Origin of the sequence: Bacillus sp. MYb209 (genome assembly GCF_002975175.1) — a bacterium.
Classification (GTDB): domain Bacteria; phylum Bacillota; class Bacilli; order Bacillales; family Bacillaceae_G; genus Bacillus_A.
In genome coordinates, this window is the sequence record NZ_PCNZ01000058.1 from 1 (window position 1) to 10013 (window position 10013).

Genomic DNA, 10013 nt, shown 5'->3' on the forward strand with positions numbered 1-10013 from the left:
AGTATGTAAGTAACGAACCAGCTTTAGGAAAAGATGAAGTATACTATTATGTAAAGGGAAATATTACTAAACTGAAAATGCCAAGAGTAACGAATGAGGTGACGGTATGAAGAAAAAGAAAGTTAAGGGGATGATTATTATGACAATAGTCGCGTCTTTATTGGGCGGATGTAGTTTTGGAGAAACGAAAATTGACTATGAACCATTTGTAAAGGCTTTGGAAGAAGGGGATATGACGAAGGCTATGTCTGCGAGTGATGATGGGTATGCACATGTGACCCAAAGAGGTATATACAGTATGTACGAGCAAAAAGAAGATGGGGAGCACAGTAAAACAATTCGTCAAACTACAGAAGGTGTATATAATACGAAAGATAAAAGTTTATATGGCGATACAACACAAGAAATTGCTACTGATGTAGATAAAAAAAATGAAAAAAAGACAAATGAAAATTATAAAGAAGAAACCGTTTATAGTACAAATATTATGTATAAAAATGGGCAAGTACAAAGTGATTCTAATGTTGATGTTTCTTACGTTAACTTAATTGTGGACCGTTTAAAAGGAATAGGGAAACTAAAGATGAAGCCAGGCAATGATATCAAAAAGTTTGATCAGCCTAATACAGTTGGATATAGCTTAACTGAATCAGAATTTCAAAGTATTATTAATGACAAATTAAAAATACAATATGATGAATATATTGGGGCGACAATTGTGCTTCATCTTGACTCCGCAAATGGTCCAATGCAGATATTGGAAGTAAGTATTGTTATGAATTATAATAAGAAGAATGATGAAGGAAAGTTAATAGAATATCTATCGCAGATACACACATATTTTGAGAGCAAAAAAAGTAATAATCAAGATGCAAAAAAAGAATATGTAGATTATAAAGCACAGTACAAAAATAATAAATGATCGGGAAGGGAGAAGAGGTAATTTGAGTGAGGATGCGAAACCTACTAAAAGTTTAAAAGTACGCTCTGATTGGGGGAAATTGGAGCTAGCTGGTAAGGATATCTATGATTTTAGGAATGGGAAATATCCGTATGATCAACCAAGAAGTAACATGAATGAAAAAACATTGCAAGAAAATTTTAATGCAAATATTATAGATCGTGAAGTAGATGAAAATACGGGATTTGCAGCATATGCTCTTCAAGATAAGCGCACAGGAGAAATTGTAATCACATATGTAGGAACAGAAGATGGAACGGATGCAAAAACAGACGGTGAAATTGGTGTTCACAATATAACGGGTGCAAATAAAATAGCATTGGGAGATTGGAACGAGGACCTTGCGGTAAAGCAGTACGATCAAGGTGATTTGTTTTATATGAAGATTAGACATAATAACCCTGATGCGGAAATTAGTGTAACAGGACATTCATTAGGTGGTGGTATAGCTGACACGGTAGCATTAAGACACCGAGAAGATAATATTGAAGCGTTAACATTAAATCCAGCTCCTGTTCTAAAGCGAGATGTTGAAACATTCGGTGACGGATTTGATATGAAGAACATTCGGAACATTATTAATGAAAATGATCCACTACACATTGGGATAAAGGCAGCTGATTTTACCGTTCCTGGAAGAATGTATATAGTTCCAAACCAAGCATGGCATTCTTACGTTTTTACAAAAAAAGATTATGGTAAAAATGATAAGCTAATATGGTGTGATAAATTACCAAGTTCTAACGACACAGGATTTGATGGAATTCCTGGATCTTTAGAGCTGGCCCAATCGTCAGGAGCTTTGTATACAGGAACTATATATAAAGTATTTGACAGAAAGGTTTCTCCAGTAGAGGAAGCGGCAGGAGGTTCAGCAGTAAAGTTTATACTAACAGGGACACCACTTGCACCTTTAATAGCGACCTTGTTTGCATATTCAGACGGTGTACAAGCTGCAGGAGAAATTAGAAAAATAAAGGGTCAAGTGGAAGAAAGTATTTCTAGATTAAATAAAAAGTATGAAGGGCTAAAGTCTCAAGTTACAATAGAAGCCATTAAGTTTAGTATGGCAGCTAGCATAGAAATTAAAAGTAAAGTAGATGCAGCAATTGACTTTATTGAAACAAAATTAGCTACATGTAAAGAGAAAGTGTTAGAAGTATTAAAATCAGTCTTTAATGCAGCGATAGATGTTTTTGTGGGAGCTCTTATGGTGTATTTGAACCCAGGTGAAATTATGGCAATCGCAAGAGAAGTAGCACCATCTCTTTTGAAAGATATTGTGGATGTGTTTAAAGGTGATTTTGTCATGGATACAAATATTACTGCAGTTGTAGAAAGTCATATAAGAAGCCATCGTCAATCACTTCTTAATCTCTTTATGAACGATAGCAGAAAAGGCATAGATCGTTCATTGCTTGGTGAAATTTCTAAAGATGTGAAGGAGCTAGCAAAAGATTTAAGGCAATTAAATGAGGATGTTTCCTCTGCAGTTACTTCCATGATGGCAAAAGACGAAGAGTTAGGGGCGGTAGCATATTATTAAAGGGTTCTAAAAGTAGTCTGGAAGTTTCGGATATTTATAGAATATATAAGTAAGGAGAAATGTTATGGATTTGCATTTGATTATGAGTAAAGTTCATAGTACATTTTCGGATAACGGCGGACGAGATCAGATATTGAGTGTAGTGAAACAACTTGAAAATACTGCAGCTTCTTTAACAACAGATATTAGAAATTTAGAGAGCAGTATTGATACACATATGAATGGGAAAACACGAGATGCATTCATGGATCGAATTCGTCAGTTAGAAAGAAAACGGCAAAAAATAGAAGAGAAAATTAATGCATTAAAAGGGACGGTTAATTAATATGAAAGATTATATGGAGAAGGTATTACCATTAGGAAGTGTAGTAAGATTAAGTTCTGATGAAGATGCAGATTATGTTATTACAACAAGAGGGATATTATTGGATGATACAACATTCTATGATTATGGAGGAGTATTATATCCATTAGGCTTGACAGAAGAAACATATAAACTCTTTAATCATTCAGATATTGTACAAGTCCAATTTGAGGGATACCGAAACAAAATTGAAGGCCAATTTGCCTCTAAATTTAAAATGTGGCGTAATGAGTTTGTAGAAAAGGTAATTGAAAAAAAGAAAAAAGAGCAGACAGATCAGGTAGTTGAAACGAAGGAATAAAAATTATAAGCCTTCCCCTTTCTATATTTGAACTGTACCCATATAAAATGAAGGATTTTACAAAAAGGTTCTTGAGAATATAAGGTTAAAAATGGCTTCGGATATTGATCCGAGGTCATTTTTTTGTATTTATGCAATCGAAAAATAACTAGCTAGATTAAAAGGCGCAAGATATGATAATTTTATCGCTAGAACGGAAAACTTACGAGGTGGTTTTGCTGAACCTTGTAAAAGAAGGAAAAGCAAAACCAATATTGGATGAACAATCTATGGCTAGATTAAGAGAAAAAGGAATAGAATTTGATCCTAAATTATTGCAACAAGTTGATAAAGACGGAAAATATGTTTACAACAGTATTTGTGACATTTTCGAAGTACTAATAGATGATCCTAATATAGTTAAACTAAATAATTATAAATTAGGTGTGGATGAAATTGATGATATAAAAGACGCTATTAGAGAGATAAGGAATACAGGAGGTGGGATTAACTAATGAGTAACTTAATAGATGGTGTTTTAACAATAGAAGGCATAGAGATTAATCCAAATACTACATTGAGGGATATAGAAGATGCATTTGGTAAAGCAAATGCTGAAGTAAGAAGACGAACAAATGAGAGAGCAACATTAAGGTTTTCACAACCAGTTAAGTTAGGAAGTAAAAATTTTAGAATTAGCATAGCCTTTAAAAATGAACATATATGGGGCATAGAGTTAATTGTAGCTGATCCAGAGATAGACGAACCAATTATGAATGAGCATGACTTTTGGCGATATGTAGCTGAACAAAGAGAATGGCTTATTGAGGAATTAGGAAAAAGTGATGGGATACGTGATGATATTACGTTTGAGTGGGGAAAAATAGGTCCTTGGTTTGATAAGAGATCATTTGGAGCAGGTATAAGTATAATATATTTTCAAAAGTAACAGTATGATGATTGAATAGAGATGACCTCGGTATTGAGGTATTATCCCCTCATAGTAGACAGTTGAAAGAAAGTTACTGTTTATTATGGAGGGGATTTTTGATGGGGAAAATTAGAAGAACTTTTTCGATTGATTTTAAAATGAGAGTTATTGAAATGTACTTACATAGAGGAATGGGCAGCATCTTTAAAAGAAATACCTCCTAAAGAAGTAACAGTTGATTTTGAGATAATTTATTCTGGAAATGATATGCGCCCAAAGGAATTTATAGTTAATTATTCTATTGATGGTAAATGGGGATTTGAAGTTATTGAGAATTAATGTAAGGAGTGAAAAGGTAGTATGAAAGAATTTGAAGATAAGTTTAGTGAATTACAGTCAGATATGATAGCTATATGTATGGAATTTGTTGAAGATAGAGCCGATAAAGTGTATGTTTACGCTTCATGTGAAGAAGGAATTATTTCGAGCAGATTCTTTTATTTAATTAATAATAAGTATGTAAAATGTCATAAAGTGAATGATGTATTGGAAGATGGAGACGAAAGATATGATGTGTCTAGAGAACGCCAGTTTATGGTATTGCGCATAATATGCGAAGATATCGAAAAAGTAAAAGTACTGTGCAAAGAATATGAAAGAGACATGCCAACAGAGATGAAATTAATATATGATGTTAAGAGTGGAAACTTTAAAGCTGATTACAAGTATGATTTAGTATATACGAATGATGCTATTAAAACAGCGGGTCATATTGCTGATGAATGGTTTGAGGAGGTAAAAAATAATAATCTTTAAATTGTTTACAGTTAGAGAAATGCTCTAATTTGAATTAATAACTCATGAAGGTTGTACCATCATGGAGTACTATGTGTAATGATAGAGTAGAAAAAGAAGTATGAGCTTAGGTAAGATGACATTTAGGTCGATGAATATAGGCACATGGAATGTTATATTAAATTAACGAACTCGTACAAGCTCCTAAGTTTTAGCGTATGACATGTCATGATATATAAAAGGTGTCATACTGTTACTATAAAACTTACAAAATTAATGCTACTTAAAAACATATGAACTTAAAGCACTTGATTGTCTACGGTAGGCAACAAGTGCTTTTTATTTTAAGATTATGACATAGGTTACTGGTAATTGAGCCTGTTTTTGATGTAGTAGGTGGGGAAATACAATGGAAATTACCAATGTCAATAGAGTATTTAGAAGAATTAGGATGTATAAAAGAAATTAAATAGGTAGGAGGTTTAAAATGCATATTAGTGAGTTGAAAACTAGATTGAATGAATTAGGAATAGAAGAATATGAATACAATTTAGGTGATAAATCTCTTAGTGAATTGGAATTAGGTATATTAAAAGGAGGGGGAACATGGAAAGTATATCAATCGTTAGAGAGAGGTGGAATGAATATTATAGACATTTTTGAAAATGAAAATGATGCTTGTGAATTGATATTAAAATATTTGATAATGCGAAAAAATCGAAGAGAGAAAAGAAAATAATGTTTTTCTCCTAAGGAGTACTCGGTATACCATAATGCGATAAACACCTGTAGGGAATGAACCTGTGTTTGAGAAAAAGCCAGTGTTTTTGATGGGTTGAATTTGAAGAGTGGTCAGAAAGTTCCTCCAGAGGGGTTAAGTAATGCAGAGCTAAATACCAGTGATAGTATTAAAAAAATTATTAATAATAGTGGGTATTCAGTAGATGAATTTGTTGAGTTGTTACATCCTGATAGGGCGTTAAATGATAATGAAAAGACAGTAGTTGATAAGATAAGAAATGAAATTGGAGTACCTGATGTTGGTACAAAGATGGCAAAGATAATCCCGTAAAGTGATATATGCATATATGAGTATTTATATTACGAAAAATATACAGTTGTAAGAGGATTTACTGCAGTTAATGAGCATAGTGCAAATTAAAAAACACTGTTTGAAAATTATGAAGGAGCTAGGCATGACCATGATGGAACGATGTTTAAAGTAACGAACCAGCTTTAGGAAAAGATGAAGTATACTATTATGTAAAGGGAAATATTACTAAACTGAAAACGCCAAGAGTAACGAATGAGGTGATGGTATGAAGAAGAAAAAGAAAGTTAAGGGGATGATTATTATGACGATAGTTGCGTCTTTATTAGGCGGATGTAGTTTTGGAGAAACGAAAATTGAGTATGAACCATTTGTAAAGGCTTTGGAAGAAGGAGATATGACGAAGGTTATGTCTGCAAGTGATGATGGGTATGCGAGTGTGACACAAAGAGGTATATATAGTACGTATGAGGAAAAAGAAGATGGAAGACACGTTAAAAGAATCTATCAAAATACGGAAGGTGTATATAATACGAAGGATAAAAGTTTATATGGAGGTACAACACAAGAAATTACTACTGATATAGAGAATGAAAAGGAAAAAGGGACAAACGAAAATTATAAAGAAGGAACCGTTTATAGTACAAATATTATGTATAAAAATGGGCAAGTACAAAGTAATTCTAATGTTGATGTTTCTTACGTTAGCTTAATTGTGGAGCGTTTAAAAGGAATAGGGAAATTGAAGATGAAGCCAGGCGATGATATCAAAAAGTTTGATCAGCCTAATACAGTTGGATATAGCTTAACTGAATCAGAATTTCAAAGTATTATTAATGACAAATTAAAAATACAATATGATGAATATAGTGGGGCGACAATTGTGCTTCATCTTGACGCCGCAAAAAATCCAAAGCAGATACTGGAATTAAGTATTTATGTAGACTACAAGAAAAAGAACGATGAGGGGAATTTATTAAAATATGCGTTACAGATACACACATACTTTAATAGAAAACAAGATAACAATCAAGACGCCAAAAAAGAATATGTAGATTATAAAGCACAGTACAAAAATAATAAATGATCGGGAAGAGAGAAGGGGTAATATGAGTGAGGATGTGAAACCTACTAAAAGTTTAAAAGTACGCTCTGATTGGGGGAAAGTTAATCTATCTTCCGACGAAGGAAAATTACAATTAGCAGGGAAGGATATTTACGGTTTTAATGGGAGAGGAAGTATACTATTCTGTTAAAGGAAACGTAATTAAACTGAAAATGCCAAGAGTAACGAATGAGGTGATGGTATGAAGAAAAAGAAAGTTAAGGGGATGATTATTATGACGATAGTTGCGTCTTTATTAGGCGGATGTAGTTTTGGAGAAACGAAAATTGAGTATGAACCATTTGTAAAGGCTTTGGAAGAAGGAGATATGACGAAGGTTATGTCTGCAAGTGATGATGGGTATGCGAGTGTGACACAAAGAGGTATATATAGTACGTATGAGGAAAAAGAAGATGGAAGACACGTTAAAACAATCCGTCAGACTACGGAAGTTGTATATAATACGAAAGATACAAGTTTATATGGAGACACAACACAAACAATTGCTACTGATATAGAGAATAAAAAGGAAAAAGGGACAAACGAAAATTATAAAAAAGAAACCGTTTATAGTACAAATATTATGTATAAAAATGGGCAGGTACAAAGCGATTCCAATGTTGATGTTTCTTACGTTAACTTAATTGTGGACCGTTTAAAAGGAATAGGGAAACTAAAGATGAAGCCAGGCAATGATATCAAAAAGTTTGATCAGCCTAATACAGTTGGATATAGCTTAACTGAATCAGAATTTCAAAGTATTATTAATGACAAATTAAAAATACAATATGATGAATATAGTGGGGCGACAATTGTGCTTCATCTTGACGCCGCAAAAAATCCAAAGCAGATACTGGAATTAAGTATTTATGTAGACTACAAGAAAAAGAACGATGAGGGGAATTTATTAAAATATGCGTTACAGATACACACATACTTTAATAGAAAACAAGATAACAATCAAGACGCCAAAAAAGAATATGTAGATTATAAAGCACGGTACACAAATAATAAATAATTGGGAAAGTAGATCATGGAGTAAATGGTGTATCAACACCAATTGGTGCACCAGATAAGTTTTATGGGGCTATTGAATATATAGAAAATGATCCACAAAGTTGACGATTCCAAGGTGGGAAGCTAATGCTGATAATTATCCATTTACTGCAAGAGGGTTTACAGGAAGTAAGAATGTTGCATTACCAGAATTTTCATATGAAAGGGGTTATGCAAGAGCTTTCCAAGATGGAGATATATTGAATATTATAGATTCAGAAACTGGCAATGTAGCAACAAAACTTGAATTTAATGAAGAATTGGGATGGATTATAGTTGATTAGGAGGGAAATATAATAAATTATGAGGGACTATGCTATTCATAAAAATAATTTGTATAGATTAAATGTATCGGATAATAAACTGAAGCTTATAAGTAATTCAAATGAATCTATAAAATATGGATTTAAAGAATTAAAATTTGAACAAGGATTCGTTTCGAAAGTAATATATATAAAAGAGGTTGATATTAATGAGGTAGAGATGGCTTATAAATTGAAATACAAGGTAATATATAAAGAAAAAGAATTTGTTCCATGGGCAATAGGTAAGTTTATACTGGAAATAAATAAAATTACGCTAGGTACAAGTGATGAAAAAGAAGCTAGAAATTATGGATTTGAAAAGATGGAACAATTTGTTTTTAAAAAAGAGGTTCCAATACAGGAAGTAGATGCTTTAATAGAAATCAAGGAGTCTATTTTGAAATTTCAAAATATTGATGAAAAGGTCACTAGAATCGAACAAGAGGATATAAGAAGTTATTTAAAGAACCTTTTAGAATAGATTATATTTAATTATACGGATATATTCTGCCGTTAAAGCTCAATGGATAGATCCTAAAACAGGTGTACTGACAGCTACTTCGCCAATAGAATCAACATACGCAATAAAAATTCCTAAAGGAACTACAATATATGAAGGGCCGGTTGGATATCAAGGAGGGCATTACCTTGGTGGAGAAAATTGTAATCAAATTTTCATTTCGAAACCATGGAAGATTAATGGGGTAGAGTCTTTAAGTGAAACACCAATAAAATAGGAGGTATGATAGTGAGTTCAAGTAAGTTAGTAATAGATAAATTAGAAAAATCTTTTAGTGAATTGGGTGTAATATTAGAGGGAAATAAGAAATGTGATATAGATTATCAGATATCTGCAGTTATATATGTAATTAATATTTTAAATGAATGCCAAAATAATAATTATATAGACTTTGATGATGTTATAAATGAAATAAAATTAATTTATAGTAATCTATATCCACCAAGAGGAGGATTATCTGATTTCTTTATATGGAAGGCAGATTTTAATGAACGTGTTAAAGCTAATGAGCCTTTAGGGAGAATTGGGGATGAATTGGGGGAAATGTTAAAGTAATTAATTGTAAAGGAATAGAAAATAATTGGTTCTGTTGCAAAGTTTTTTAACAGAGAAAAAGTTGGTATGATTGCAGATGGATTTTATGCCATCGTTAGTAATTGTTGTAATGCATGATACGTCGAAAAAACGAAATTTGGTTGTTGCAAACTTCGTTTTCGTTTATATAGAGTTTCATCTAATTTCCACGATGATTGTACCTTTTTGTTTTTCTTCTTCCAGATTTGATAGATCAAATTTCCATATTCATGGACCCAACGCATAATAGTTGTTGGATGAACCGATATGCCACGCTCTCTCAAAAGTTCAGAGATATCGCGATAGCTTAAAGAAAAACGACAATAGTAGCCAACGGCTACTAAAATAATATCCTTCTTAAATTGTTTTCCTTTAAAATATCCCATATAGTATTCTCCTCGCCTCATGTTTCTTACATTTTAACTTCCCTTAGAAAAACTTTGCAACAAAACCCTATTTTGAAAGTGTAATGTTAGTAGATACAAGCGAATACGGATTTGTTCAATATAAAGAGAATGTGACCCAT

The 10013-nt window shown here is 32.4% G+C and carries 16 protein-coding genes and 2 pseudogenes; 17 read left to right on the plus strand and 1 reads right to left on the minus strand.

The window, feature by feature from the left end; translation table 11 throughout:
- The first annotated feature begins 106 nt into the window (after window positions 1-106).
- The 17 genes and pseudogenes from CQZ94_RS29045 to CQZ94_RS29115 all read left to right on the plus strand — a co-directional run bounded on the left by CQZ94_RS29045 (window position 107) and on the right by CQZ94_RS29115 (window position 9469).
- Entirely contained in the window at window positions 107-922 is an 816-nt protein-coding gene (locus CQZ94_RS29045; protein ID WP_105588212.1) for a DUF3952 domain-containing protein, read from the plus strand.
- Window positions 923-944: 22 nt separating this feature from the next.
- Window positions 945-2507, plus strand: coding sequence for a lipase family protein (locus CQZ94_RS29050; protein WP_105588213.1), 1563 nt, complete (start codon window positions 945-947; stop codon window positions 2505-2507).
- Between the two features lie 64 nt (window positions 2508-2571).
- Window positions 2572-2832 (plus strand): hypothetical protein, encoded by a 261-nt coding sequence (locus CQZ94_RS29055; RefSeq protein ID WP_000363076.1) that lies wholly within the window; start codon window positions 2572-2574, stop codon window positions 2830-2832.
- A 1-nt stretch (window position 2833) separates the two neighbouring features.
- On the plus strand, window positions 2834-3172 hold the full coding sequence (locus CQZ94_RS29060) for a DUF4176 domain-containing protein (protein ID WP_105588214.1): 339 nt from the start codon (window positions 2834-2836) through the stop codon (window positions 3170-3172).
- A 173-nt stretch (window positions 3173-3345) separates the two neighbouring features.
- Window positions 3346-3666, plus strand: coding sequence for a hypothetical protein (locus CQZ94_RS29065; protein WP_258166081.1), 321 nt, complete (start codon window positions 3346-3348; stop codon window positions 3664-3666).
- Complete coding sequence (locus tag CQZ94_RS29070) at window positions 3666-4100, plus strand: hypothetical protein (protein ID WP_105588215.1); 435 nt, start codon at window positions 3666-3668, stop codon at window positions 4098-4100. Before CQZ94_RS29065 ends, CQZ94_RS29070 begins: the two co-directional genes overlap by 1 nt.
- A gap of 101 nt (window positions 4101-4201) precedes the next feature.
- Window positions 4202-4282: pseudogene (locus CQZ94_RS32515) on the plus strand (helix-turn-helix domain-containing protein); the annotation flags it as partial.
- On the plus strand, window positions 4251-4421 hold the full coding sequence (locus tag CQZ94_RS30990; protein ID WP_142395963.1) for a DNA/RNA non-specific endonuclease: 171 nt from the start codon (window positions 4251-4253) through the stop codon (window positions 4419-4421). The pseudogene CQZ94_RS32515 and the gene CQZ94_RS30990, both read left to right, overlap by 32 nt.
- 21 nt (window positions 4422-4442) lie before the next feature.
- Window positions 4443-4898: an immunity protein YezG family protein gene (locus CQZ94_RS29080; protein WP_105588216.1), complete on the plus strand. Its 456-nt coding sequence runs from the start codon at window positions 4443-4445 to the stop codon at window positions 4896-4898.
- A 466-nt stretch (window positions 4899-5364) separates the two neighbouring features.
- Window positions 5365-5616: a hypothetical protein gene (locus tag CQZ94_RS29085; protein WP_105588217.1), complete on the plus strand. Its 252-nt coding sequence runs from the start codon at window positions 5365-5367 to the stop codon at window positions 5614-5616.
- A 102-nt stretch (window positions 5617-5718) separates the two neighbouring features.
- Window positions 5719-5949 carry a hypothetical protein gene (locus tag CQZ94_RS31435; RefSeq protein WP_181149571.1) on the plus strand — a complete coding sequence of 77 codons (231 nt, stop codon included), beginning with the start codon at window positions 5719-5721 and terminating at the stop codon, window positions 5947-5949.
- Window positions 5950-6196: 247 nt separating this feature from the next.
- On the plus strand, window positions 6197-7015 hold the full coding sequence (locus CQZ94_RS29095) for a DUF3952 domain-containing protein (RefSeq protein ID WP_105588218.1): 819 nt from the start codon (window positions 6197-6199) through the stop codon (window positions 7013-7015).
- 22 nt (window positions 7016-7037) lie between these two features.
- Window positions 7038-7184, plus strand: a complete 147-nt coding sequence (locus tag CQZ94_RS31440) for a hypothetical protein (protein ID WP_002191628.1) — start codon at window positions 7038-7040, stop codon at window positions 7182-7184.
- Window positions 7185-7235: 51 nt separating this feature from the next.
- A complete protein-coding gene (locus CQZ94_RS29100; protein WP_105588219.1) occupies window positions 7236-8051 on the plus strand; it encodes a DUF3952 domain-containing protein in 816 nt (271 codons plus the stop codon).
- A gap of 100 nt (window positions 8052-8151) precedes the next feature.
- Entirely contained in the window at window positions 8152-8373 is a 222-nt protein-coding gene (locus CQZ94_RS29105; protein WP_206772222.1) for a hypothetical protein, read from the plus strand.
- Window positions 8374-8392: 19 nt separating this feature from the next.
- A complete protein-coding gene (locus CQZ94_RS29110) occupies window positions 8393-8875 on the plus strand; it encodes a hypothetical protein (RefSeq protein ID WP_105588220.1) in 483 nt (160 codons plus the stop codon).
- A gap of 267 nt (window positions 8876-9142) precedes the next feature.
- Complete coding sequence (locus CQZ94_RS29115) at window positions 9143-9469, plus strand: hypothetical protein (protein ID WP_105588221.1); 327 nt, start codon at window positions 9143-9145, stop codon at window positions 9467-9469.
- Between the two features lie 155 nt (window positions 9470-9624).
- On the opposite strand, the pseudogene CQZ94_RS29120 reads toward CQZ94_RS29115, so the two are convergent.
- Window positions 9625-9873, minus strand: a pseudogene (locus CQZ94_RS29120) (transposase domain-containing protein); the annotation flags it as partial.
- Between the last annotated feature and the right edge of the window lie 140 nt (window positions 9874-10013).

Coding starts and splice junctions, on each gene's coding strand:
- CQZ94_RS29045 (WP_105588212.1), top strand. CDS start 107: ATGAAGAAAAAGAAAGTTAAGGGGATGATTATTATGACAATAGTCGCG.
- CQZ94_RS29055 (WP_000363076.1), top strand. CDS start 2,572: ATGGATTTGCATTTGATTATGAGTAAAGTTCATAGTACATTTTCGGAT.
- CQZ94_RS29060 (WP_105588214.1), top strand. CDS start 2,834: ATGAAAGATTATATGGAGAAGGTATTACCATTAGGAAGTGTAGTAAGA.
- CQZ94_RS29065 (WP_258166081.1), top strand. CDS start 3,346: ATGATAATTTTATCGCTAGAACGGAAAACTTACGAGGTGGTTTTGCTG.
- CQZ94_RS29070 (WP_105588215.1), top strand. CDS start 3,666: ATGAGTAACTTAATAGATGGTGTTTTAACAATAGAAGGCATAGAGATT.
- CQZ94_RS29080 (WP_105588216.1), top strand. CDS start 4,443: ATGAAAGAATTTGAAGATAAGTTTAGTGAATTACAGTCAGATATGATA.
- CQZ94_RS29085 (WP_105588217.1), top strand. CDS start 5,365: ATGCATATTAGTGAGTTGAAAACTAGATTGAATGAATTAGGAATAGAA.
- CQZ94_RS29095 (WP_105588218.1), top strand. CDS start 6,197: ATGAAGAAGAAAAAGAAAGTTAAGGGGATGATTATTATGACGATAGTT.
- CQZ94_RS31440 (WP_002191628.1), top strand. CDS start 7,038: ATGAGTGAGGATGTGAAACCTACTAAAAGTTTAAAAGTACGCTCTGAT.
- CQZ94_RS29100 (WP_105588219.1), top strand. CDS start 7,236: ATGAAGAAAAAGAAAGTTAAGGGGATGATTATTATGACGATAGTTGCG.
- CQZ94_RS29110 (WP_105588220.1), top strand. CDS start 8,393: ATGAGGGACTATGCTATTCATAAAAATAATTTGTATAGATTAAATGTA.